General features: G+C 66.9%; 22 protein-coding genes and 2 pseudogenes. 14 read left to right on the plus strand and 10 right to left on the minus strand.

The window, feature by feature from the left end:
• Positions 1–222 precede the first annotated feature (222 nt).
• Entirely contained in the window at positions 223–918 is a 696-nt protein-coding gene (gene hutC, locus HWX25_RS01520; RefSeq protein ID WP_059466626.1) for a histidine utilization repressor, read from the plus strand.
• A 16-nt stretch (positions 919–934) separates the two neighbouring features.
• Here the strand turns inward: hutC and HWX25_RS01525 are convergent, their stop codons facing one another.
• Positions 935–2,176, minus strand: coding sequence for a glycosyltransferase (locus tag HWX25_RS01525; protein ID WP_175906657.1), 1,242 nt, complete (start codon positions 2,174–2,176; stop codon positions 935–937).
• Between the two features lie 94 nt (positions 2,177–2,270).
• Here HWX25_RS01525 and HWX25_RS01530 point away from each other — a divergent pair, with 94 nt between their 5' ends.
• Both HWX25_RS01530 and HWX25_RS01535 read left to right on the plus strand, forming a co-directional pair.
• Positions 2,271–2,891, plus strand: a complete 621-nt coding sequence (locus HWX25_RS01530; RefSeq protein WP_175906660.1) for a TetR/AcrR family transcriptional regulator — start codon at positions 2,271–2,273, stop codon at positions 2,889–2,891.
• Between the two features lie 252 nt (positions 2,892–3,143).
• Entirely contained in the window at positions 3,144–3,497 is a 354-nt protein-coding gene (locus HWX25_RS01535; protein ID WP_059531827.1) for a hypothetical protein, read from the plus strand.
• A gap of 51 nt (positions 3,498–3,548) precedes the next feature.
• Here the strand turns inward: HWX25_RS01535 and HWX25_RS01540 are convergent, their stop codons facing one another.
• From HWX25_RS01540 to HWX25_RS01555, 4 genes are all read right to left on the minus strand, one after another.
• Positions 3,549–4,376, minus strand: a complete 828-nt coding sequence (locus HWX25_RS01540) for an alpha/beta hydrolase (RefSeq protein WP_175906662.1) — start codon at positions 4,374–4,376, stop codon at positions 3,549–3,551.
• A 112-nt stretch (positions 4,377–4,488) separates the two neighbouring features.
• The gene (locus HWX25_RS01545; protein WP_059448822.1) at positions 4,489–5,406 is read right to left on the minus strand and encodes a LysR family transcriptional regulator; all 918 of its coding nucleotides are present in this window, start codon (positions 5,404–5,406) and stop codon (positions 4,489–4,491) included.
• 239 nt (positions 5,407–5,645) lie between these two features.
• The gene (locus HWX25_RS01550; protein ID WP_006761486.1) at positions 5,646–5,891 is read right to left on the minus strand and encodes a DUF3717 domain-containing protein; all 246 of its coding nucleotides are present in this window, start codon (positions 5,889–5,891) and stop codon (positions 5,646–5,648) included.
• Between the two features lie 263 nt (positions 5,892–6,154).
• Positions 6,155–7,690 carry an amino acid permease gene (locus HWX25_RS01555; protein WP_175906664.1) on the minus strand — a complete coding sequence of 512 codons (1,536 nt, stop codon included), beginning with the start codon at positions 7,688–7,690 and terminating at the stop codon, positions 6,155–6,157.
• A gap of 598 nt (positions 7,691–8,288) precedes the next feature.
• On the opposite strand from HWX25_RS01555, the gene HWX25_RS01560 reads away from it, so the two are divergent.
• The 3 genes from HWX25_RS01560 to argG all read left to right on the plus strand — a co-directional run bounded on the left by HWX25_RS01560 (position 8,289) and on the right by argG (position 12,712).
• Positions 8,289–9,821, plus strand: coding sequence for a sensor domain-containing diguanylate cyclase (locus tag HWX25_RS01560; RefSeq protein WP_175906665.1), 1,533 nt, complete (start codon positions 8,289–8,291; stop codon positions 9,819–9,821).
• Between the two features lie 153 nt (positions 9,822–9,974).
• Positions 9,975–11,045 carry an FUSC family protein gene (locus HWX25_RS01565; protein WP_059818683.1) on the plus strand — a complete coding sequence of 357 codons (1,071 nt, stop codon included), beginning with the start codon at positions 9,975–9,977 and terminating at the stop codon, positions 11,043–11,045.
• Between the two features lie 329 nt (positions 11,046–11,374).
• The gene (gene argG, locus HWX25_RS01570; RefSeq protein WP_059531840.1) at positions 11,375–12,712 is read left to right on the plus strand and encodes an argininosuccinate synthase; all 1,338 of its coding nucleotides are present in this window, start codon (positions 11,375–11,377) and stop codon (positions 12,710–12,712) included.
• Positions 12,713–12,843: 131 nt separating this feature from the next.
• Here argG and HWX25_RS01575 read toward each other — a convergent pair whose 3' ends face one another.
• Positions 12,844–13,647, minus strand: a complete 804-nt coding sequence (locus HWX25_RS01575; protein ID WP_175906667.1) for a hypothetical protein — start codon at positions 13,645–13,647, stop codon at positions 12,844–12,846.
• A 460-nt stretch (positions 13,648–14,107) separates the two neighbouring features.
• Between HWX25_RS01575 and HWX25_RS01580 the strand changes: the two are divergent.
• The 4 genes and pseudogenes from HWX25_RS01580 to HWX25_RS01595 form a co-directional block, all read left to right on the plus strand.
• Positions 14,108–14,293, plus strand: a pseudogene (locus tag HWX25_RS01580) (LysR substrate-binding domain-containing protein); the annotation flags it as partial.
• A 128-nt stretch (positions 14,294–14,421) separates the two neighbouring features.
• Entirely contained in the window at positions 14,422–15,048 is a 627-nt protein-coding gene (locus tag HWX25_RS01585) for a LysE family translocator (RefSeq protein WP_059531846.1), read from the plus strand.
• A 14-nt stretch (positions 15,049–15,062) separates the two neighbouring features.
• Positions 15,063–15,824, plus strand: coding sequence for a class I SAM-dependent methyltransferase (locus tag HWX25_RS01590; RefSeq protein WP_175906669.1), 762 nt, complete (start codon positions 15,063–15,065; stop codon positions 15,822–15,824).
• A gap of 50 nt (positions 15,825–15,874) precedes the next feature.
• Positions 15,875–17,098 carry an RtcB family protein gene (locus HWX25_RS01595; RefSeq protein ID WP_175906671.1) on the plus strand — a complete coding sequence of 408 codons (1,224 nt, stop codon included), beginning with the start codon at positions 15,875–15,877 and terminating at the stop codon, positions 17,096–17,098.
• Positions 17,099–17,212: 114 nt separating this feature from the next.
• Here the strand turns inward: HWX25_RS01595 and HWX25_RS01600 are convergent.
• Positions 17,213–17,347, minus strand: a pseudogene (locus tag HWX25_RS01600) (methyltransferase); the annotation flags it as partial.
• Between the two features lie 91 nt (positions 17,348–17,438).
• Between HWX25_RS01600 and HWX25_RS01605 the strand changes: the two are divergent.
• Both HWX25_RS01605 and HWX25_RS01610 read left to right on the plus strand, forming a co-directional pair.
• Positions 17,439–18,734: an aminotransferase class I/II-fold pyridoxal phosphate-dependent enzyme gene (locus HWX25_RS01605; protein ID WP_175906673.1), complete on the plus strand. Its 1,296-nt coding sequence runs from the start codon at positions 17,439–17,441 to the stop codon at positions 18,732–18,734.
• Positions 18,735–18,834: 100 nt separating this feature from the next.
• Positions 18,835–19,560 (plus strand): hypothetical protein, encoded by a 726-nt coding sequence (locus HWX25_RS01610; protein WP_175906674.1) that lies wholly within the window; start codon positions 18,835–18,837, stop codon positions 19,558–19,560.
• Positions 19,561–19,570: 10 nt separating this feature from the next.
• Here the strand turns inward: HWX25_RS01610 and HWX25_RS01615 are convergent, their stop codons facing one another.
• Together HWX25_RS01615 and HWX25_RS01620 are read right to left on the minus strand one after the other, a co-directional pair.
• Positions 19,571–20,068 (minus strand): hypothetical protein, encoded by a 498-nt coding sequence (locus tag HWX25_RS01615; RefSeq protein WP_244135209.1) that lies wholly within the window; start codon positions 20,066–20,068, stop codon positions 19,571–19,573.
• A gap of 33 nt (positions 20,069–20,101) precedes the next feature.
• Positions 20,102–20,377, minus strand: coding sequence for a DUF4148 domain-containing protein (locus HWX25_RS01620; protein WP_175906880.1), 276 nt, complete (start codon positions 20,375–20,377; stop codon positions 20,102–20,104).
• Positions 20,378–20,692: 315 nt separating this feature from the next.
• Here HWX25_RS01620 and HWX25_RS01625 point away from each other — a divergent pair, with 315 nt between their 5' ends.
• Positions 20,693–21,853: a porin gene (locus HWX25_RS01625; protein ID WP_175906676.1), complete on the plus strand. Its 1,161-nt coding sequence runs from the start codon at positions 20,693–20,695 to the stop codon at positions 21,851–21,853.
• A gap of 205 nt (positions 21,854–22,058) precedes the next feature.
• Here the strand turns inward: HWX25_RS01625 and HWX25_RS01630 are convergent, their stop codons facing one another.
• Positions 22,059–22,307, minus strand: coding sequence for a hypothetical protein (locus HWX25_RS01630; protein ID WP_244135208.1), 249 nt, complete (start codon positions 22,305–22,307; stop codon positions 22,059–22,061).
• Positions 22,308–22,601: 294 nt separating this feature from the next.
• Between HWX25_RS01630 and HWX25_RS01635 the strand changes: the two genes are divergently transcribed.
• Positions 22,602–22,892: a DUF4148 domain-containing protein gene (locus tag HWX25_RS01635; RefSeq protein ID WP_175906678.1), complete on the plus strand. Its 291-nt coding sequence runs from the start codon at positions 22,602–22,604 to the stop codon at positions 22,890–22,892.
• Positions 22,893–22,900: the final 8 nt, after the last annotated feature.

Here is a 22,900-nt window from a genome sequence, read left to right on the forward strand (position 1 = left end):
TGTCTATACTTTTCCGTCTATCGAGCTCGCCGACGCGGCGGCCGCGGTCGGTATGGCCCTCGCGGCCCCCTCGACCGGCGCGCCGGATGCAGGCCGGAATTACCCGAATCCCGGGCCCACAGTCGGGCCCGCACCGCGTCGAACCCGGTACACTCCGCCCGGACACCGCACGAAGGCCGGCCTGCGACGGCACGCGGCCGCCGTCTCTTGAACAGCAATGCAATGACCACACCGATCTATCAGGAAATCAAGGACTTCATCCTCGCGCGCATTCATGCGGGCGAGTGGGCGGAAGGCGACCAGGTGCCGTCGGAGAACGAGCTCGCGCGCGAATTCAACGTCGCGCGGATGACGGTCAACCGCGCGCTGCGCGAGCTGACGGCCGAACAGGTGCTCACGCGCACGCGCGGCTCGGGCACGTACGTCGCGTCGCCGAAATACGAATCGACGCTGGTCGCGATCCGCAGCATCTCGGATGAAGTCGCCGCGCGCGGCCATGCGTATCGTGCGCAGGTGCTGGAGGTCGGCGCGGCCGTCGCCGACGCGAAGCTCGCCGACGAGCTGCAGCTCGACACCGGCAGCCCGATCTTCCATTCGCGCGTGCTGCACTTCGAGAACGACACGCCCGTGCAGCTCGAGGAGCGCTGGGTCAACCCGGCCTGCGCGCCCGAATACGCGTTGCAGGACTTCACGACGACGACGCCGAACCAGTACCTGACGCGCGTCGCGCCGCTGCAGCGGGTCGAATACCGCATCGAGGCCGCGATGCCCGATGCGGCAACGCGCCGCCACCTGACGACGGACGAACGCGAGCCGTGCCTGCTGCTGCATCGGCGCACGTGGTCGCAAGGGATGGTCGCGTCGGTGGCCAATCTGTGGCATCCGGGCAGCCGCTACCGGTTCACCGGACATTTCTGACGCGCGGCGGACGCGTTCAGCGCACGCCGGGGCGCCCCCAGCGCTCGATCGCGCCGACCGCCAGCCGCACCCCGTCTTCCCGCGCGATCCGCGCACCGAGTTCGGCGGCACGCGCTTGCGTGTCGGCTCGTGCCGCGAACGCGATCGCGCGTGCGAGCGCCGCGGCGTCCACACGCCGCCCCGCCACCGGCCCATCGGCCACACCGAGGCGTTGCAGCCGGCTCGCCCAGAAGAACTGATCGCCCGCGAACGGCAGGACGACCGACGGAATCCCCGCCCGCGCGGCCGAATGCGTGGTACCCGATCCGCCGTGATGGATCGCCATCGATACATGCGGAAACAACCAGTCGTGCGGCGTCTCGCCGATCACGCACACGTGCGCCGGCAGCATCGACGCATCGATGCCGCTCCAGCCCGGATGGAACAGCGCGCGCCGGCCGTCGAGCGCCTGCAGCAGCGCGTCGACCATCGCGCCCCGGTCGAACCCGGCCATGCTGCCGAAGCCGATATACACGGGGCGATCGCCCGCATCGAGGAAGCTCGACAGCGCGGGCGGCGGCGTCCACGCCGGCGCGTCGACGCGCCACTGACCGCATGCCAGCACATGCGACGGCCAGTCGGCCGGATCGGCCAGCAGCGCGGGCGACACGCCGTACAGCATCGGATGATCGGTCCATACGCGCCGGCGCGGCGGCAGTCCGCACACGCTGGCGCGCGCCGCATTGGTCGCCTTCCTGAACGCGTGCCACAGCAGCGCGTTCACGAACCTGTGGCTCGCGCGATTCAGCCAGCGCGGCACCTTGCCGGGCGGCAGAAACGGCGACGCGAACGCCGCGGTCGGCGTGATCGGGATCATCCCCGTGCCGATCGCCGGCACGCCGCGATACTCGGCGATCGACAGCCCGACGAACGACGCCAGCCCCGACACCAGGATCGCATCGCAACCGGCCGACGCGACCGCGACTTCGCGCATCCATGCCGCCGTATTCGTATTCGCGATCGCGGCGAGCGCCTTCGACGTGTCGTTGAAACCGCCGCGCCCGCGCACCGCGTCGGACAACGCGCCATCCGGCGCGATCGCCGCGCGGATGTCGCCGGACAGCGGCGCGCAAGGCACGCCGAGCGCGGCGGCCGAACCGAGCGTCGCGGCGTCGGCCAGCAACCGGACCTCATGGCCGGCATCCAGCAGCGCGCGGCCGAGCGCCGCGAGCGGGCGCGTGTCGCCTTCGGTGCCGTAGGTGGCGATGACGAGCTTCATGCGTGGCTCCTCCTGCACGATGCAGGCGAGTGGATTCATAAAAATGCACGTCGTATACTAATGCAATTCGTGCACTTTAAGTCGATACCGAACCATGCCGACGACGACCGACGATCCGGGCCGCCGCGCACGCAAGCGCATCCAGATGCTCGCGCATCTCGCCGACACCGGCGCACGCCTGTTCGATGCGCACGGCTACGATGCCGTGACGATGGAACAGATCGCCGCACAGGCCGATGTCGCGAAACGTACGCTGTACAACCACTTTCCGACGAAGGAGGCCGTGCTCGCGCACTGGCTCGAAGGCGAACTCGCGCGCGACCTCGCGCACCTGCAGCGTGACGTCGCGCGACGGCGGACCTTCGCATCGCGGATCGCCTGCGTGCTCGACGCGTCGGCCGCATGGTGCGAACAGCATCCGGTGTATCTGCTCGCATACCTGCGGCATCGGTTCCTGAGCATCGGCGTGGTGGAAGCGGAAAGCGGGAAGGACGGCGGCGGCGACATCGCGCTCGTGTGGCAGCAACTGATCGCGGCCGGACAGCAGGCGGGCGAACTGAACCCGGCGCTGGCGGCCGACCAGCTCGCCACGTGGTTTCATCACCTCTATCTCGCGGCGATGCTGCGCTGGCTGACCGTGCCGGGGCTGTCGCTGAAGCGGGAATTCCAGTCGGTCGCGAAGCTGTTCGTCGAAGGCGTGCACGCGAAAGCGTGAGCGGTCGCGCAGGCGCCGCCCGGTCAGGAACGTGCGTCCGCGTCGAACGCGCACCGCGCGCGACGACCGTTGAACGCATCGCATGATGCGGAGGGGTTTTTACAACGATCGCACGGACGGGATGCCAAATTTCCCGCGCGGCAGTATGCTGGTGTCGTACGACCGCGCACGATGCCTCGGGCAATCCCTTAGTCCGCACGTCGTCGCGCCGCCGTCGCGACCGCAATCATGCGTTGCAAGGAGGGCTTCTTGATGGCTACCACGCATCAGCACTTCCACCTCGAACTACGGCACGCCACCGCGCCGACGTATTTCATCAGCTACCTGTTTCCCGCCTTGCTGTTCGTCTACGAACTGCTGCGCGTCGGCCAATGGATCCGCGATCACGGGATGCAATTCGCCGCGTACAAGCAGATGGGTTACGAATATCTGCTGATGCTGCTGTTCGTCGGACTGCAGATCGTCGTCGAGGCGATCTTCCTGCTCGGTGCCGCGATGCGCCGCGACAATCGCGACTTCGAACACCGGCTGCCGAACGTGGTTCTCGGCATCGGCTGCTCGATCGCGATTCTCGCGATCGACCTCGCAATCCAGCTGTCGTTCTGAGCCCCGGCGGGCTCGGCCCGCCGGCCGCATCGCACGCCGGCGCGCTGGCGTTCAGGCGAGCGCGTCGCGCAGGAACGTCGCCACGGCCGCGAGAACGTCGTCGGTCCGCTCGCGATGCGGCATGTGTCCGCATCGATCGAGCAGTAGAAACGACGACGGCCCTGCGACGCGCGCGGCGATCCGTTTCGGATGCACGTCGGACCCGTATTCGTCCTGCTCGCCGTGAATCGCGAGCGTCGCGCAACGCACGCGCGGCAGGTCGTCGTCGAGACACCAGTCGCGAAACGCCGGCGACAGCCACGTATCGACCCACGCACGCAGCACCCATTCGGCCTTGTCGCCGTGATAACGCGCGAGCCGGTCGAGCTGGCCGGGCGCGTCGAACTGCTGCGCCGCCTCGCGAATGCCGTCGCGCGTGCGATCCTCGACGAACGCCTGCGCGGAGACCGTCACCAGTGCGCGGCAACGCGCGGGATACGCGGCCGCGCAGCCGACGGCCATCCCGCCGCCGACGCTGTGCCCGAACGCCACGAACGCGTCGATGCCGAACCGCTCGAGCAGTGCATGGAATCCGTGGTCGGCCTCGTCGCGCACGAACGTCATGCCGAGTTGCCCCGGATGACGATCGGACCGGCCGAAGCCCAGCCGGTCATATGCGATCACGTCGCGGCGCGTAGCGCGCGCGAGTTGCGCGGGGAAGTCGCGCCAAAGCTCGACACAGCCGAGCGAATCGTGCAGCAGCACGATCGGTGCGGCCGGCTCAGGCGCGACCGGCTCAGGCGCGGCCGGTGCCTGCGCGGGCACACCGCGCCAGCGCTTCGCGAAGAGACGCCCTTGCGGCGTCTCGACCCAGGTCTCCTCGGTCACGATGTCAGTCATGTGTGTCGTCGTCTGCATGAAGGCGGCCGCACGCGGGCGGGCCGCATCGAATGCCGACGATGGTGGCCCGGCGACGCGCGCGGCGTCAAGCAAGCCCCCACCGCCCGCACGCTCATTCGGGCTGCGGCGGCAGATACTCCATCTGCGACTCGTCGTACAGCCGGTAGATCAGCGCCTGCATCGCGCGGATGTCCTCCGATTCGTCGAGCATCCGCATGCTCATGATGATCGGCGACACGAGGTTCGGATCGTCGAGCGGCTTGTAGCTGATGTCGTCGCGCTTCAGGCCGTACACGCTGTGCGGCACGACCGACACGCCCTCGCCCATCGCAACGAGTCCGAGCGCGATCTGCAGTTCGCGCGTCTCGTAGATCTTGCGCGGCTGCAACGCGCGATCGTGAAAGGCGGCGAGCACCTGGTCCGCGTAGCTCGGCCGCGGCGCCTTCGGGAAGATGATCAGCGTGTCGTTCACGAGATCGTGCAGCGACAGCACGGGCTTCGCGCCGTCGAGCACGTGACCGACCGGCAGCGCGACGATCATCCGCTCCTCGCGCAGCACGACGCGCCGCACGCTCGGATCCTCGTGGCGGATGCGCCCGAACCCGACGTCGATGCGCCCTTCCTTCAGCGCCTTGATCTGATCCATCGTCGACATCTCGTGCAGGCTCAGCTCGACGGCCGGATATTCGCTGCGAAAGCGCCGGATGATCTTCGGCAACATCCCGTACAGCGTCGAGCCGACGAACCCGACCGACATGCTGCGCTCGATCTTGCCGACGCGCTTCGTCATCGATTCGAGTTCGGTGGTCTGCGCGAGCAGCTGCACGGCGTGCGAATAGAAGAACCGCCCCGCGTCGGTCAGCTTCAACGGCCGCGCGTTGCGCTCGAACAGCGGCACGCCGAGCGCCTCCTCGAGCTGCTGGATCTGCCGGCTGAGCGGCGGCTGCGCGATGTGCAGGCGCTCGGCCGCGCGCGTGAAATTCCGCTCCTCGGCAACCGCGACGAAGTAGCGGAGGTGTCTCAACTCCATGTTCGATCCCTCCCGGACCGGCAACGGACGTTCATTCGGCCCCGCGCGCATGCGTGCCGCGCCGGTCGTCCCGTGATCGCCTGATCCCGATGCCATGACGATACCTCAGCCCGCGCCGATACCGGCGCGAGCAGCGCGGTGCCGCCCTGGCGTCCGGCACCGCGCAAAGCAAAACGGGAAGCCGTCAGGCTTCCCGTTGCTTCATCGACGCCGCGTCGCGGCGGCGTCTCGACCGCGCGTCACGCCTCGGTCGCGTACAGCGCATCGCGCTGCGCGTCGCTCAGCGAGTCGAGCGGCACGTCCGGCAGCCGATAGCAGATCATCGCGCCGTACAGCTCGGCCAGGCAGTTGCTGCCGGCATCGAGCGCGTAGCCGTCCTCGCCGTCCGGCGCCGGCGGATACACTTCGCGCCACGCGTTGATCGCGGCTTCGATTCGCACGATGGAAACGGGTCCGGCCTTCCGCTCGGCGGGTGATGCGCTCATGGATTCCTCTGGGTTGCGCGCTCCGCAGGCCGTGCCGGCCGCGGCGGAGCGATGAAAACGCCGGGCGCCGCCGGCCGCCGCGACAGGCGCGCGCCGGATGCCCGATCCGCGCCGCGCTCGTCGCGCAGGCCGGGCCGTGGCCCGGTAGGGTCGGGCAATATAACCGGCTTTGACCCCGTGCAGGGAAAAGCGGACAAAAAAAACGGGAAGCGCGCGGCTTCCCGTTTCGTTGCGCCATCGCGCGGCCGCATGCCGCGCCGGCATCAGCCCACGGTTTCGCGGTTCTCCACGCGCTGCAGCTGCGCGCCGCGGTTCGCGGCGACCCACGGTGCGATCTCCATGTCCTCGTAGCGCACGAAGCGGCTCTTGTTCAGGAACCGGTAGCCGAGCCACACGACGAGGAACAGCGGAATGCCGACGTAGGTCGCGGCCACGCCCGCCCAGTCGATCCGGTTCGCGAGGAACGCCTGATAGTCCTGGCCGAGCGCGATCACGAGACACAGGACGAATGCAAACAGCGGGCCGAACGGAAACCACTTCGACTGGTACGGCAGCTGGTCGAGCGCGTAGCCTTGCGTCACGTAGCCCTTGCGGAACCGGTAGTGGCTGATCGCGATGCCGAGCCACGCGATGAAACCCGTCATCCCCGACGTGTTGAGCAGCCACAGGTACACCGTCTTGTCGCCGTACAACGACGTGAAGAAGCACAGCGCGCCGACGGCGGTCGTCGCATACAGCGCGTTGCGCGGCACGCCGCCCGGCGACAGCTTCGCGAACAGCTTCGGCGCGCGGCCTTCCGTCGCGAGGTTGTAGAGCATCCGCGTCGACGCGTACATGCCCGAGTTGCCGGCCGACAGCACGGCCGTCAGGATCACCGCGTTCATCACGCCGGCCGCGAACGCGAGGCCCGCGTGGCGGAACACGAGCGTGAACGGACTTACGCCGATGTCGGTCACGTCGCTCTTCAGCAGGTTCGGATCGGTATAGGGAATCAGCACGCCGATCACGAAGATCGCCAGCACGTAGAACAGCAGGATGCGCCAGAACACCTGACGCACCGCGCGCGGGATCGTCGTGCGCGGGTTCTCCGATTCGCCGGCCGCGACGCCGATCAGCTCGGTGCCCTGGAACGAGAAGCCGGCGATCATCGCGACGCCCATCAGCGCCGGCAGGCCGCCCGCGAACGGCGCGTCGCCGATCGTCAGGTTGCCCCAGCCGTTGCCCGGCGCGCCTTTCAGAATGCCGAAGATCATCAGCAGGCCGACGCCGATGAACGCAACCACGGTGACGACCTTGATCAGCGCGAACCAGTATTCGGCTTCCCCGAAGCCGCGCACGGTCAGCGCGTTGAGCAGGAACATCACGCCGAGGAACGCGGCGCTCCACCAGACGCCCGGCACGTCCGGGAACCAGTAGTGCATCACGAGCTGCGCGGCGACGAGTTCGACCGCGATCGTCACGGCCCAGTTGTACCAGTAGTTCCAGCCGAGCGCGAAGCCGAAGCCTTCGTCGACGTATTTCGCGCCGTAAGTCGCGAACGAGCCCGACACCGGCATGAACGCGGCCATTTCGCCGAGGCTCGTCATCAGGAAGTAGACCATCAGGCCGATCAGCATGTACGCGACCATCGCGCCGCCGGGGCCGGCTTGCGAGATCGACGCGCCGGACGCGACGAACAGGCCCGTGCCGATCGAGCCGCCGATGGCGATCATCGTCAGATGGCGCGCCTTCAGCGCGCGATGAAGCTTGGGTGGGTTCGCGGACGAACCGGGTTGGTCGGAATTCGGAATTGCGGACATAAACGAGACGAACGTTGAGCGGGCCGGCATCCGGAGCCGGCGCATGCGGGATCGGGGCGCGGCGCGCCGCCTGCGGCGATGCATTCGATGCGGCCCCGATACGCGTTGCGCGCCGGGCGCCTGCGGCGAAGCGCGGATTCTACCTGATTCGCCGCGCGGACAGCTGAGCGCCGGCCGCCCCGCCTCCGCACGCAGACGCAGCAGAATCAACAAGTTGGATGCGGCGCGGCGACGAGACGGCGGCACGGCCGCGGGTGGCGCGGCACAGGTCGTGCCATTCGGTGGCCATCCGCGATGGCGCACCGTGCAATGTGTAATCGCGCCGGCGCAATCGTCGGATCCTGTATTAAACCGACAAATCGAACGGCATTCATCGCCAATAATCAGACAAAATATCGGCCACCCGTGAATTGATTCAAATCAGTTTGGGCACCTGGTTCACGGTAATGACATGTAATCGCTCCAAATCGTGAACGATGCATGCATGTTTTGCATCGCGCGACGAAATTCGGGAATTCGCGAGATAATCCCGATTAATGCGAATTAATCAGTGCGCGGAATCGTCGACGACGCAAATTTCCGCCCCCCGCCCCCGAGGATGAAGCCACACACGCCGCTCGCCAAGCTGCGCGGTCATACCGCGTCGGCCGTGGCACGCATTCTGTCGCCCCGCGGCGTGCTCGTCGCGGGCATCGTGCTGCTGCTGTTCAGTTGGGGGCTCTCGACGTCGCTTTTAATCGAGGCACGCCACGACGCATACGACCATGCGGTCGAAAATGCGCGCAACCTGATGCTGCTGATCGAGCGCGATATTTCCCGCAATATCGAACTGTATGATCTGTCGCTGCAAAACGTCGTCGACGGCCTCGCCGATCCGGAACTGATGGCATTGCCGCCGCACCAGCGTCACCGGCTGCTGTTCGACCGAGCCGCGAGCGGCGCGTATCTCGGCGCCATTTTCGTGATGGATCCGCACGGCAATATCGTGATCGATTCGGCCGCATCGCCGCCGCGGCAAGGCAATTTCGCCGACCGCGAATATTTCGCCGTGCATCGCGACCGGCTCGCACAGGGCCTCTACATCAGCCGGCCCTATGCGTCCCGCCTGCGCGGCGGTGCGCTGACAATTGCGCTCAGCCGACGGATCACGCTGGCCGACGGCCGCTTCGGCGGGATCGTCGTCGGCACGCTCAGCATCGACTACTTCCGCGCGCTGCTCGACGGTCTCGCGGTCGGCAAGCACGGCAGCGCGGCGATCGTCGAGGACAACGGCGTGCTCGTATCCCGCCTGCCGTTCGATGCGCGCGTGGTCGGCCTCGACCTTCACGACTCCCCGCTCTTCATCGAGGCGCAGCGCAGCAGCGAAGGCGCGCTGACCGGCGTCGGCGCGATCGACGGCGTGCGGCGCATCTATGTTTACAAGCATCTCGCGAATCTGCCGCTGATCGTCGACGTCGCGCCCGCCGAGATCGACATCTACGCGTCGTGGCGCCATCGCACGATCTGGACCGCCGTGCTGATGGGCCTGTTTACCGTGTTCATCGCGTGGGGCTCGCTCGCGCTGTCGCGCGAACTCAGGCGCCGGCAGATCGCCGAGTCGAAGCTGTACCGGCTCGCGCACACCGATTCACTGACCGGGCTCGACAACCGCGGCACGTTCGACACGGTGCTCGCGAAGGAAGCGCAGCGCGCGTCGCGCAGCGGCCGCCCGCTGTCGGTGCTGTTCGTCGACGTCGATCATTTCAAGGCGTTCAACGACTATTACGGCCACCTCGCCGGCGACGACGTGCTGCGCCGCGTCGCGCAATCGGCGTCGCACTGCCTGCGGCGCGACAGCGACCACGTCGCGCGCTACGGCGGCGAGGAATTCGTCGTCACGCTGCCCGACACCGATGCGCGGGGCGCGGCGACCGTCGCCGAAGGGATCCGCCGCGCGATCGCCGGGCTCGACATCGCGCACGGCCGCAGCCCGTACGGGCACGTGACGGCGAGCATCGGCGCCGCGACCGCCACAGGCGGGCGCGTCAACGCCGCGACGCTGCTGCGGCAGGCCGACGAGGCGCTGTACCGCGCGAAGTCCGGCGGACGCAATCGCGTGTCGCACGCCGAGGCAAGCACGGCCGACGCGTAACGCGGCCGCCGCCGGGGCACCCGCGCCGCGCCGCCGTGGACAGCCCGCGCGCGTTCGGCTAGCGTTACGTCAGCTGCGCGTGCGGCGCGGCGCCGGCCCGCGCTGGCCGCCCGCGCGTATTCCGGCCACCCCGCCGGCCACCCCCGCACCGTCATGACCGCCCAGCTCCCTGCCCGACTGCCGCCGCTCCTGCGCCACGCCCTCCGTCCCCTGCTGGACCCTTACCGCCGCTACCGGCACGCGAAGCTGATCCATGCGGCGCGCGTCGCGCTCGCGATCCTCGTGTCGATCGCGTTGTCCACCGGGCTGCGCGTGCCGCACGGCGAATGGTCGACGATCACCGTGCTGATCGTCGTCGGCGGGCTGCAGCACCACGGCAACATCCGCAAGAAGGCGGCCGAACGCGCGCTCGGCACGTCGATCGGCGCGCTCGCGGGGCTCGGGTTGATCCTGCTCTACTCCGTCCTGCACGCGCCGCTCGCGATCTACCTGCTGATGGCGATCGCGTGCGGGGTCTGCGCCTATCACGCGATCGGCAAGGCCGGCTACATCGCGCTGCTGTCGGCGATCACGATGGTGATCGTCGCCGGGCACGGCGACAACGAGATCGTCGACGGCCTGTGGCGCGCGGTGAACGTGCTGGCCGGCATCGCGATCGCGCTGGCGTTCTCGTTCGCGCTGCCGCTCTACGCGACCTACTCGTGGCGCTACAAGCTCGCCGACGCGCTGCGCGCGTGCGCGGCCGTGCATACGCGCCTCGCGGGCGACCGCCACGTGAGCGACGACGCGCACCTGAAGGAAATGGCCGCGCTGAGCGCGCTGCTGGTGCAGCTGCGTTCGCTGATGCCGTCGGTGTCGAAGGAATGCGAGATCTCGGTCACGCACCTCGAGGCGATCCAGCGCAGCCTGCGCCTGTGCATCGGCTACCTGGAGATCCTGTCGAGCATGGTCCCGGCCCGCGACGACCTGGCTGCCCGCGAATACATGCGCAGCGACATGAAGGCCGTGAACCGGCGCATCCGCGATACGCTCGTCGGCGCGAGCCGCGCGCTCAAGTTCGGCACGCCGAGCCGGCTCGCGGCCCGCCGCCGGCCGGCCGAGCCGCCGCACGACCTGCCTCCGCCGCAGTTGTCGGGCTACGTGTCGATCACGGCCAAGCTGGCCGGCGAAGTGGATCAGTTGCGCGAGAAACTGCTCGATACCGCGCAGGCGTGGAATATCTGAAGACCGGCGGATGGCGAGAAACGTCGGCAATACTTTCAAATATCTTTCATGAAGACGGACCGGCATCCCGTCCACGGCGACCGTGCCCGTCGGCCGATCCGGCCCCGGAAACCGGGCCTGCGCGCCGCCGCGTTTCCGCCGGTTTCGACAGCCGCCCGCGGCCGGTTCCCGCCGGATTCTCCGGCCGGTTAACCGCCCGCCGGGCCCGCCGCGACAGGCCCGACGACGTATTGGCGCGAAAATCAGGTCTTGCCCCAACTTCCCGGACAGCCGATACTCGCATATTCCGCGAAATACGATCCCACCGGCTTCAATCCACGGTAATTCCTATGAGCACGATTCTCGAAAGCCTCCCGACCGGCCAGAAGGTCGGTATCGCCTTCTCCGGCGGCCTGGACACCAGCGCCGCGCTGCACTGGATGAAACTGAAGGGCGCCGTCCCGTACGCATATACGGCGAACCTCGGCCAGCCCGACGAAGACGATTACGACGCGATCCCGAAACGCGCGATCGAATACGGCGCAGCCGGCGCCCGCCTGATCGACTGCCGCGCGCAGCTCGTCGCCGAAGGCATCGCCGCGCTGCAAAGCGGCGCGTTCCACATCACGACGGCCGGCGTCACGTATTTCAACACGACGCCGATCGGCCGCGCCGTGACGGGCACGATGCTCGTCGCCGCGATGAAGGAAGACGGCGTCAACATCTGGGGCGACGGCAGCACGTACAAGGGCAACGACATCGAGCGCTTCTACCGCTACGGCCTGCTCGTGAACCCGGATCTGAAGATCTACAAGCCGTGGCTCGACCAGACGTTCATCGACGAACTCGGCGGCCGTGCCGAAATGTCCGAATTCATGAACCAGGCCGGCTTCGCATACAAGATGTCGGCCGAGAAGGCGTATTCGACCGACTCGAACCTGCTCGGCGCGACGCACGAGGCGAAGGATCTGGAAAGCCTCGAAAGCGGCATCAAGATCGTGAACCCGATCATGGGCGTCGCGTTCTGGCGCGACGACGTGAAGATCGCCGCCGAGGAAGTGACGGTGCGCTTCGAAGCGGGCCAGCCGGTCGCGCTGAACGGCGTCGAGTTCAAGGACCAGGTCGAGCTGCTGCTCGAGGCGAACCGCATCGGCGGCCGCCACGGCCTCGGCATGAGCGACCAGATCGAGAACCGCATCATCGAGGCGAAGAGCCGCGGCATCTATGAAGCCCCGGGCCTCGCGCTGCTGTACATCGCGTACGAGCGTCTCGTCACCGGCATCCACAACGAAGACACGATCGAGCAGTACCGCGAGAACGGCCGCCGTCTCGGCCGCCTGCTGTACCAGGGCCGCTGGTTCGACCCGCAGGCGATCATGCTGCGCGAAACGGCACAGCGCTGGGTCGCGCGCGCGATCACCGGCGAAGTGAAGATCGAACTGCGCCGCGGCAACGACTACTCGATCCTGAGCACGAAGTCGCCGAACCTCACGTATCAGCCGGAACGCCTGTCGATGGAGAAGGTGGCATCGACGTTCTCGCCGCGCGACCGGATCGGCCAGCTGACGATGCGCAACCTCGACATCACCGATACGCGCGACAAGCTGCGCGTGTATTCGCAAGTCGGCCTGCTGACGCCGGGCGAGGCTTCGGCGCTGCCGCAGATCAAGAGCGACAGCGGCGAGTAAGCAAGCCGTTTTCGTGAGCAGCCGGGCGGCATGAACACCGCCCGGCTGCGTGCAGCACTTCCTTCCCTCCCCCCTTCAAGCACGGCCGGATCGCGAACACGCATCGCGACGATCCTGCCGTCGCGTCATGGTCATTTCGATGCCGTGGCCGTCCCGGTCGCGGTCGCGGTCGCGGTCGTCGTCATCGTCGTGGAAGCAGTCGCCGGCGCCGGCGTGCGGGCCAGATCCTGACCGATCGTGTCCACGACCGACTTCTCGCACGACTTGATCCCTTCCACCGACTTGTCGAAATTCTTCTCGAGATCGCTGAAGCTGCCGTACGTATAAGCGAAATCGCTGTCGATGTGGACGCTGTTCGACTTGATGTCGTAGCCGCATGCGAACGTCTTGTAATAGATGTCCTGCTTCGTCTTCGCGTCGAGAATGCGCGCGCGGACGACCACCCACGGAATGTAATCGGGCTCGGTCGGCGGCGAGATATAGCCGAACGACGTGAACCAGACGTTCATGACGGCATCCGCGTCGGTCTGGATCGCGGAGTAGTCGTCCGACTTGCCGTCGTCGCTGAGCTTCACTTTCTGGCCGTCCAGCTTCACGACCTGATAGCCGTTGCTGGTGAGGCGGCCGGTGACGCCGTCCACGATGTCCGGTGCGAACACGATCTTGCCGGCCGCCACGTGATCCGTGTAGGTGCTCGAATGGCTCGCATTGACGGCGGCTTGCGCGAGCGCGCCGATCAGGCCGAACCCGCCCGCCGCGCCGCCGAGATTGACGACCGCGACACGCTTCGGCTCGTTGACCTCGAGGATCGCGATCGAATGCAGCTTCTGACGTGCTTCGGGTTTCATGTCGGTGTTCGGCAACGTGACGCAGCCGGAAAGCAGCGTCACGAGCAGGCCGCAAGCGAACAGGGTGGCTTTGGATGAGTTCTTCATGAGGTGTGTGGCTTTTTGTTGTTGACGGAACGTTTTCGCCGGGCCGTCGCACGTGGCGCGTCCAGGTGCTGCGTGCGAGTCGGCCGTACGCTTATTGTTTGATGACCTGACCGCAGGCGATGAAGCTGTAACCGGCCGCTCGCGGCACGTACGGGATCGAGCACTGGAAGCCGTGGGTTCCCGTGATCGACATGAACATGATTGCGGCGCGTCCAGACAGCGGAACGCCTGCCGGCAGTTGTCGTGCGGCTTGGTAATACTTTGGTGCGCTACCGAGAAAGGGTAACGGCGGGGCTTGATGTTTCTTTAGGGCGCGCTATCGAACAATTTTTCTAATCATTTCGATATTACAAACAGGTTTCTGCACGCGCGTTCCATGCGGCTCGTCGTCTTCGTATCGGGCGCGGTATGAACGCCGGCCCGTGCGCCCGAGTGTCTCTACGGCCGCACGGCTCCCGCGCACGGGATCCTGATGCGCGCCGAATGGGATATCCGCGACTATCTTGCGGACGGGCGCCTCGTCGTCGTGCTGCCGGATTACGAGACGCCGAGCGCGGACATCTATGCGGTGTATGCGCAGCGGCATCAGATGTCCGCGCGGATACGGGCGTTCGTGGATTTTCTGGCGGGGGAGCTGGGCGACTGAAGGCCGGTGGGCGGCGCAAGCATCGGTGCCCGAAACGCTGATATTCTGGCGAATCGACCGCTGAACGATCGGAATATTTGCGCCGCCGCGTCATCCCCCGCCGCTGCGCCAACCTTGCCGGAGCCGCCATGTTCGACCTGACCACGCTGACCACCTTCACCGCTGTCGTCCTGGGTCTGTTCCTGATTCCCGGCCCCGCCGTGCTGCTCGTGCTGAGCCGCACCGTGCAGGGCGGCCGCAAGACCGGCATCCTGACCGGGCTCGGCGTCGCAAGCGGCGACTTCGTGCACACGCTGTTCGCGGCGGTCGGGCTGTCGGCGCTGCTGATGACGTCGGCGCTCGCGTTCAACGTCGTGAAGCTGGTCGGCGCCGCGTACCTGATCTACCTCGGCGTGCGTGCGCTGCTCGACAGGCCGTCCGATCCGTCGCTGCCGAAAGTGTCGCCCGTCACACCGTTGAAGGCGTACCTGCAGGCGATTCCCGCCGAAGTGCTGAACCCGAAGACCGCGCTGTTCTTCCTCGCGTTCATGCCGCAATTCGTGCATCCGGAACGCGGCTCGACGTTCGTGCAGTTCGCGGTGCTCGGGCTGATCTTCGTCGTGCTCAGCTCGCTCTACACGACGCTGATCGCGTGCTCGATCCGCCCGCTCGGCCGCCTCGTGAAGCGGCTTGCGTGGCTCACGCGCTGGCAGGGGAAGATCATCGGTTCGATCTTCATCGCGCTCGGGCTGCGCGTCGCGGTCCAGCAACGCTGACGCGCGCGTTTCGCATGACGTCCGACGCGGCAACCGCCGGCGAAATCCTCTATACCGACCCGCGCCTCGTCGCGGTCTACGACCGGTTCAACGCAGGCGATCGCGACTTCGCGTTCTACGCATCGCGCATCGGCGCCACGCGGCAACGGATTCTCGATCTCGGCTGCGGCACCGGCACGTTCGCGCGCCGGCTTGCGGCGGCCGGGCACGACGTCGTCGCGATCGATCCCGCGCCCGCGATGATCGACCATGCGCGACACCAGCCTGGCGCCGGCGCGGTCGGCTGGCTCGCGTGCGATCTCGGCGGCCTGCCGCCCGGCGCGCCGTTCGATGCCGTCGTGATGACCGGACACGCATTCCAGTGCCTGCTGACCGACGCGGACATCGACGCGACGCTGCGCGGCGTGCGGCGCGTGCTGGCCGACGGCGGCCGCTTCCTGTTCGACACCCGCAACCCGCGTATCGAGCCGTGGCGTGACTGGACGCCGCAGGCGTCCGCGTCCCGCATCGATTCGCCCGAGTTCGGCAGCGTCGAGCTGCACCATGCGGTCACCGCGGTCGAGGGCCCGATCGTGTCGTTCGACACGGTCTACCACTTTCAGCGCGACAATACGCGGATGAAGAACGCGAGCCGGCTGCGCTTCATCGCGCAGCCCGACCTGCGGGCGCGCGTGGCGGCCGCCGGCTTCACGTCGGCGGAATGGTGCGGCGACTGGCACGGCGCGCCGTTCGACGACGCGGCCAGCGCGGAGATCATTGCAATCTGCCACGCGTGAGCGGATGAATGCCGCGCCGGACGCGAATAGTGGAATGAAGGGTGAAGCAAATGAGTAGCGACGAATTCCAGGTGATGGAATTGTCGAACGGCAAACCGGTGAAGATGTGGACGCAAGGCGTCGCGGTCGAGGACGATGCGCGCGCGCAGTTGCGCAACACCGCGCAGATGCCGTTCATCTTCAGGCACGTCGCGGTGATGCCGGACGTCCACCTCGGCAAGGGCTCGACGATCGGCAGCGTGATTCCGACGAAAGGCGCGATCATTCCGGCCGCGGTCGGCGTCGATATCGGCTGCGGGATGATGGCGGCGCGCACGACGCTCACGGCAGCAGACCTGCCGGACTCGCTCGGCGGGCTGCGCGGCGCGATCGAACGCGCGGTGCCGCACGGCCGCGTGCCGGGGCGCCGCGATCCCGGAGCATGGGGCGATCGCATGCCGCCTGCCGTGACCGAGTCTTGGAAGTCGCTGCTGCCGGGCTTTCAGCGGATCGTCGACAAGTATCCGAAGCTGGAGAAGACGAATCACCGTGCGCATCTGGGTACGCTCGGCACGGGCAACCATTTCATCGAGGTGTGCATCGACGAGGCCGGAAGCGTGTGGTTCATGCTGCACAGCGGCTCGCGCGGCGTCGGCAACGCGATCGGCAGCCTGTTCATCGAGCTCGCGCAGGCCGACATGCGGCAGCACATCGCGAACCTGCCGGATCGCAATCTGGCGTATTTCACCGAGGGCAGCCGCCACTTCGACGATTACGTCGAAGCGGTCGGCTGGGCGCAGGACTACGCGCGCCGCAACCGGCAGGCGATGATGGATGCGGTGATCGGCGCGGCGCGCGGCGTGATCGCGAAACCGTTCGCGCTCGACGAGCACGCGGTGAACTGCCACCACAACTACGTGCAGCGCGAACGTCACTTCGGCGAGGACGTGCTCGTGACCCGCAAGGGCGCGGTGTCCGCGCAGAAGGGGCAGCTCGGGATCATTCCGGGCTCGATGGGCGCGAAGAGCTTCATCGTGCGCGGGCTCGGCAATCCGGAGAGTTTCTGTTCGTGCAGCCACGGCGCCGGACGCTCGATGAGCCGAACCGAGGCGAAGCGCCGCTTCACGGTCGACGACCAGTTGAGCGCGACGCGCGGTGTCGAATGCCGGAAGGACGCGGGTGTCATCGACGAGATCCCGATGGCCTATAAGGACATCGACGCGGTGATGGCGGCGCAGCGCAGCCTCGTCGAAGTGGTGCACACGCTGCGTCAGGTGGTCTGCGTGAAAGGATAGCGCGGCGCGCGCAATGAAAGTCAATGGCCGCGACCGTATCGCGCGGCCCGCCGACGATCGCGCTGACGCATCGCCGTCACGTCACGCGCCGACGATCGAGATCGAAAACCCGTCCCAGCCGCCGAGCGTGCCGACTTCGAGAATGCTCCGTGCGCCGCGAATCGTCGCCAGCAGTTGCATCAGCTTGCCCTGGTTCGGCGCGACGTTGATCGCGGGCAGCCCGGCCGCGTCGCTCGCCGCAAGCGCGGCGGCCCCATAAGCAACCAACCATTCGTTCTAAAGGCGGCAGCGCACCTGCTCCTATAATCGCTCGACCATGACAACAACAGACGGAGCACCCATGACCGATCAGGCCACTTCGAACTGGCGACTCGAAACCATCGCCGTGCACGGCGGCTATCGCCCCGACCCGACCACGCGCGCGGTCGCGGTGCCGATCTACCAGACCGTTGCGTACGCATTCGACGACACGCAGCACGGCGCGGACCTGTTCGACCTGAAGGTCCAGGGCAACATCTACACGCGAATCATGAACCCGACGACGGACGTGCTCGAGCAGCGGATCGCCGCGCTCGAGGGCGGCATCGGCGCGCTCGCGCTGGCGTCGGGCCAGGCGGCCGTCACGTACGCGATCCAGACGATCGCCGAAGCCGGCGACAACATCGTGTCCGCCAGTTCGCTGTACGGCGGCACCTACAACCTGTTCGCGCATACGCTGCCGCAATACGGCATCACGACGCGCTTCGCCGATCCGCGCGACCCGGCGTCGTTCGAGCCGCTGATCGACGCACGCACGAAGGCGATCTTCGCGGAATCGGTCGGCAATCCGCTCGGCAACGTGACCGACATCGCCGCGCTCGCGGAAGTCGCGCATCGTCACGGGATCCCGCTGATCGTCGACAACACGGTGCCGTCGCCGTATCTGCTTCGCCCGTTCGAACACGGCGCGGATATCGTCGTGCACTCGCTGACGAAGTATCTCGGCGGCCACGGCACGAGCCTCGGCGGCGCGATCGTCGATTCGGGCAAGTTCCCGTGGGCGCAGCACGCGGACCGCTTCAAGCGGCTCAACGAGCCCGACGTCAGCTATCACGGCGTCGTGTACACCGAAGCATTCGGGCCGGCCGCCTATATCGGGCGCGCGCGGGTCGTGCCGCTGCGCAACATGGGCGCGGCGATCTCGCCGTTCAACGCGTTCCAGATCCTGCAGGGCATCGAGACGCTCGCGCTGCGCGTCGAGCGCATCAGCGACAACGCGCTGAAAATCGCGCAGCATCTCGCGCGCCACGAACACGTCGAGTGGGTGAACTACGCAGGGCTGCCCGATCACCCGGATCATCCGCTCGTCGCGCGCTACCTGTCGGGCCGCGCGCCCGGCATCCTGACGTTCGGCGTGAAGGGCGGCCGCGACGGCGGCGCGAAGTTCCAGGACGCGCTGAAGCTGTTCACGCGGCTCGTCAACATCGGCGACACCAAATCGCTCGCGACGCATCCGGCCTCGACGACGCACCGCCAACTGTCGCCGGCCGAACTCGCGAAGGCCGGCGTGAAGGAGGAAACGGTGCGGCTGTCGATCGGCATCGAGCACATCGACGACCTGCTCGCCGATCTCGACCAGGCGCTCGCGCAGCTGTGACCCGAAGCGGGCGTGCCGACACGCCCGCTTCGAATGTCTTGACCTTGAAGCGGCTTCAAGGTGTTCAATCCCCGGTTGATGCTCCACCGCCGAGGCCCACATGACACCGACCGCGAAGCTCGCGCTGCTCACGTTACCGCCGCTGCTGGCGGCTTGCTTCGGCGCCCTCGCCGCCGCATGGCGCGCACCGGGCCCGAAAACGTCGAGCGTCATCCAGCATTTCACCGGCGGCATCGTGTTCGCGGCGGCCGCGCTCGAACTGCTGCCGCAGGATCGCGCGCACGCGCTGTTTCCGGTCGTCGTCGGCTTCGTGCTCGGCCTCGCGCTGATGCTCGCGATCCGCGCGCTGTCCGGCGCGGTCGAAACGCGCTTCGAGGACGCGCGGCTGCCGGTCAGCATGATCATCGTCACCGCGATCGATCTCGTCGTCGACGGTCTCGTCCTCGGCATCGCGTTCTCCGCGAGCGACGAAAGCGGCATCATCCTGACCGTCGCGCTGACGCTCGAGGTGCTGTTCCTCGCGCTGTCGGTCAGTGCGGCGCTGGCTTCGGCAGGTGTCGGCCGCCTGCTCGCGATCGTCGTGCCCGTTGCGCTGGCCGCGTTGCTGAGCATCGCGGCCGTCGTCGGCAATGCGGTGTTCGCGGGGCTGCCGGCGAATCTCTACGCAGCGCTGCTCGGGCTCGGCACGGTCGCGCTGCTCTACCTCGTCACCGAGGAACTGCTGGTCGAGGCGCACGAAGTGCCGGAGACGCCATTTGCAACCGCCGCGTTCTTCATCGGCTTCATCGTGTTCTTCCTGATCGAAGGTTCGGTGAAGGCCGGCTGAAACGCGAGCATCACCACGTCGTCGCGGCGGTCGGATACGTCTCGACGATGCGTGTGCCGTTGACAGGCGTCACGCCTTCGTTGCGCAATGCGGCCCACAGGTCGATCGCGTGTTCGCGCGACTTGCGGCTGCCGTCGTCGGTCAGCACGTTCAGCGCGATCATTTCGTCGCGCGTGGTCAGTTGCAGTTGCTCCTTCAATTTGCGCGACTGATGCGACGCGGTACGCACCTCGCGAAGCATGATCTGCTGCTCGGCGAGCGGCGCCGGCACGGCGCCCGCCTCGGCGGGCAGGAACGTGAGCCGCCCGTTCCCGACTTCGCATTGCCCGCGCGTGAACGTCGCGCTCCACGCCCCCGCCGGCACGGCCGCGAATTCGCAGCGCATCCGTTCGCTCGCGCGGCGGCCGACGTCGTGTTCCGGCGCATGCGACAGCGCGCGCTCCGGCCAGCCGGCCGCCGTCGCGGCTGTCGCCGTCAGGCACGCAGTCAGTGCGATCGCTTTCATCATGTTGCGCATCGTCCGTTCCTCCTCGAAAAAAAATCAACGCACTGCCAGGCCGTTGTCATGCGCATCGATGACCGGCGCGGATTCGCCGCGATGCACCGTCGCGCGATGGATTTCCTGATTGCGGGCGATGGTGGCCGGGCTCGGCGGATAGTCGTGCTTCGGACTCGGGATCACGCCGTCGTGACGGGCGCGCAGCAGCTCCTGGCGCACTTCCTGCCGAGTCTTGGACTGCGCGGTGGCCGACTGCGAGAAAGCGGCGATCGACAGCGCGGCAACGGCGATCGAAATCAGGGGTCGTCGAATGTTCATGAGCTTCGCTCCTTGTCCGGAATGGGTAACGTGAGTTCCAAGATTGATCCGGCGGCGGTGCGCGATCATGAACACGGGATGACGATTTCGTCATCGCACGCCCCGCCCTGAATCGCAGTGCGAAGCAAATCGACGAGATGCTGCGACTCACATGACGCGCGGATGACATTTTTCTCATTTGTCCCTCACCGTCGCGATTCGAACGGTTCCCAGAATCGCTTGCACGTTCGCCATATTCGTCGCCCGCAAGCGGAACGCGCGGCGACACGATCGACGGACGCACGAAACGATCAACTCGAACCTCAGGGACCCAACATGAACACTCCAGCTCGGCTCGTCATGCTGTCCGGTGCGCTGCTCACGACCGCCCACGCGGTTCACGCGTCGGAAGTCAGCCTCTACGGCCTGTTCGATACGTCGCTGACGTATGTATGGAACGCCAATGCAGACGGCAAGAATCTCGTCGGCCTGGGCAACGGCAACCTGCTCGGGAACCGCTTCGGCGTGAAAGGCGCGGAAGACCTCGGCGGCGGGCTGAAGGCGATCTTCACGCTGGAGAACGGCTTCAATCCGAATACCGGCGCGCTCGGGCAAGGCAACCGAATGTTCGGCCGGCAAGCGTTCGTCGGTCTCGACAGCTTGCGCTGGGGCACGCTGACGATCGGCCGCCAGTACGACGCGCTTGCCGATGTCGCATGGCCGATTACCGGCGATTTCTACTTCGGCAGCGTGTATGCGACGCCCGGCGACGTCGACAACTACGACACGTCGTCGCGAACCGACAACGCGGTGAAGTACACGTCCCCCGTGATCGCCGGGTTCCAGTTCGTCGGTATGGTTGCGCTCGGCGGCGTGGCCGGCAAGACGAGCGCGGGACAAACCTGGTCGGCCGGACTTTCGTACAGCAACGGCCCGATCGATGTCGCGGGCGGCTATTACTACGCTGCCAACAAGTCGCCGCTTGCCGACGGTATCCGGACCGGCTGGAACGGCACCTCCGACGGCACGTTCGACGGATCGCTGGTCAACGGCGGCTACATCTCCGCGAAGTCGATCGGCATTGCACGCGGCGCGTTGCGCTACAGCTTCGCGCCCTTCGCGGTCGGCATCGACTACAGCAACGCGCAGTACAAGGCCGATGCGATGTCGGCGTTTCGCAACACGCAGAAATACGATACCGTGCGCGGCTTCTTCAACTATCAGGCGAGCGCGAGCCTGCTCGTCGGCGTCGGCTACAGCTACACGAAAGCCCACGGCGATACGCGCGCGACCTACCATCAGGTGTCAGCCGGCGCGGACTACGTGCTGTCGAAACGCACCGATCTCTATGCGGTCGGCGCGTGGCAACGCGCGAACGGCGAGCAACGCACGCTCGACGGCGGCACGCAGACGGCGCAGGCGTCGATCGGATCCTACGGCTACGGCGGCACGCGCACGCAAGGGATCGTCAATCTCGGGCTGCGCCATCGCTTCTGATCGGGGCAGCGGCAACGCGCGAGCACGCGCATGACGAAAATTTCATCTTCCGATCAGGTTCGCGATGCATCGTGTCGCTACCATCGAATGCGTGACGGGCGATGCCCGTTGCAATCCACGCAAGCGGATCGCTGTCGCACGGCACGATCACGCGTTCGGCCCGGACACTGTGAGTGCCGGGCTTTTTTTTCGTCAGTATGACGGATCAAGGCGTGACGTTGCGCTTCGGGAACAGGCACGGGTGCGTCTTCACGTGGAAGTTCGGATTGCCGCAGCGATGTCCCGCATAGTCGATCTGCTCGCCGGGCGTCAGGCCGGCGGGCACCGCATTGCGCGCGGCCTTCGGTGCGGACGATCCGACCGTTCCTGCATCGTGACGGGACGAAGCGCAACCGGCGACCAACGGGGCAATCAGAAACGCTAGCAACGACAGGCGAATGGCGGGACGATCCACTGTTTGGTCCGGAATGAAAGTCAAAACGAAGCCGGCCGCCTTCCATGCCGGTGCGGCGAACGGCGCGCATTCCGACGACACCATCGGCCGTCGGCAAGCGACATGCTCCGCTTTCCGTTCATCGCACGCATGACCCGAACATGACGATTACGTCATGTCGGCCAGGGCCCGCACGTTGGATACGCCGCCGCGCAATCTGACGGATTTTTCATCTGCCGATCACGGTCACGCTCGACTGCTTTCGCATACTGGCTCCATGGATCGCCACCCGGCGGCCTCATCAAGGAGAGCTCCATGAAAACGGTAAAACTCGCTGCCCTGTTCGCCACCGCGACCCTGTCGCTCGGCATCGCCACGCAAGCCGCATTCGCGCAAACGCAAACACAAATGCAGGGCAAGACCCGCGCGGAAGTCATCAACGAACTGAAGCAGGCGCAGCACGACGGCGTGGTGCCGACGAGCAAGACCCAGTACCCGCCGACCGGCGAGATCGTCGCGCGCAACAAGGAGCTTCACGGGATTTCGGTGCATGCCGGCGAGAAGGCGCCGCAGCCCGACAATCACGACAGCCTCGCGACCCGCTGATGCCGGTC

The organism is Burkholderia sp. BCC1640 (genome assembly GCF_902833125.1).
Lineage (GTDB): Bacteria > Pseudomonadota > Gammaproteobacteria > Burkholderiales > Burkholderiaceae > Burkholderia > Burkholderia diffusa.

Bases quoted from the DNA above. Each gene is read 5' to 3' on its own strand.
- HWX25_RS01585 (WP_059531846.1), top strand. From the start codon at position 14,422: ATGTTCGACCTGACCACGCTGACCACCTTCACCGCTGTCGTCCTGGGT.
- HWX25_RS01615 (WP_244135209.1), bottom strand. From the start codon at position 20,068: ATGATGAAAGCGATCGCACTGACTGCGTGCCTGACGGCGACAGCCGCG.
- HWX25_RS01555 (WP_175906664.1), bottom strand. From the start codon at position 7,690: ATGTCCGCAATTCCGAATTCCGACCAACCCGGTTCGTCCGCGAACCCA.
- HWX25_RS01540 (WP_175906662.1), bottom strand. From the start codon at position 4,376: ATGACTGACATCGTGACCGAGGAGACCTGGGTCGAGACGCCGCAAGGG.
- HWX25_RS01610 (WP_175906674.1), top strand. From the start codon at position 18,835: ATGACACCGACCGCGAAGCTCGCGCTGCTCACGTTACCGCCGCTGCTG.
- HWX25_RS01575 (WP_175906667.1), bottom strand. From the start codon at position 13,647: ATGAAGAACTCATCCAAAGCCACCCTGTTCGCTTGCGGCCTGCTCGTG.
- HWX25_RS01635 (WP_175906678.1), top strand. From the start codon at position 22,602: ATGAAAACGGTAAAACTCGCTGCCCTGTTCGCCACCGCGACCCTGTCG.
- argG (WP_059531840.1), top strand. From the start codon at position 11,375: ATGAGCACGATTCTCGAAAGCCTCCCGACCGGCCAGAAGGTCGGTATC.
- HWX25_RS01625 (WP_175906676.1), top strand. From the start codon at position 20,693: ATGAACACTCCAGCTCGGCTCGTCATGCTGTCCGGTGCGCTGCTCACG.
- HWX25_RS01565 (WP_059818683.1), top strand. From the start codon at position 9,975: ATGACCGCCCAGCTCCCTGCCCGACTGCCGCCGCTCCTGCGCCACGCC.
- HWX25_RS01550 (WP_006761486.1), bottom strand. From the start codon at position 5,891: ATGAGCGCATCACCCGCCGAGCGGAAGGCCGGACCCGTTTCCATCGTG.
- HWX25_RS01560 (WP_175906665.1), top strand. From the start codon at position 8,289: ATGAAGCCACACACGCCGCTCGCCAAGCTGCGCGGTCATACCGCGTCG.
- HWX25_RS01605 (WP_175906673.1), top strand. From the start codon at position 17,439: ATGACCGATCAGGCCACTTCGAACTGGCGACTCGAAACCATCGCCGTG.
- HWX25_RS01595 (WP_175906671.1), top strand. From the start codon at position 15,875: ATGAGTAGCGACGAATTCCAGGTGATGGAATTGTCGAACGGCAAACCG.
- HWX25_RS01525 (WP_175906657.1), bottom strand. From the start codon at position 2,176: ATGAAGCTCGTCATCGCCACCTACGGCACCGAAGGCGACACGCGCCCG.
- hutC (WP_059466626.1), top strand. From the start codon at position 223: ATGACCACACCGATCTATCAGGAAATCAAGGACTTCATCCTCGCGCGC.
- HWX25_RS01530 (WP_175906660.1), top strand. From the start codon at position 2,271: ATGCCGACGACGACCGACGATCCGGGCCGCCGCGCACGCAAGCGCATC.
- HWX25_RS01590 (WP_175906669.1), top strand. From the start codon at position 15,063: ATGACGTCCGACGCGGCAACCGCCGGCGAAATCCTCTATACCGACCCG.
- HWX25_RS01620 (WP_175906880.1), bottom strand. From the start codon at position 20,377: ATGAACATTCGACGACCCCTGATTTCGATCGCCGTTGCCGCGCTGTCG.
- HWX25_RS01545 (WP_059448822.1), bottom strand. From the start codon at position 5,406: ATGGAGTTGAGACACCTCCGCTACTTCGTCGCGGTTGCCGAGGAGCGG.
- HWX25_RS01535 (WP_059531827.1), top strand. From the start codon at position 3,144: ATGGCTACCACGCATCAGCACTTCCACCTCGAACTACGGCACGCCACC.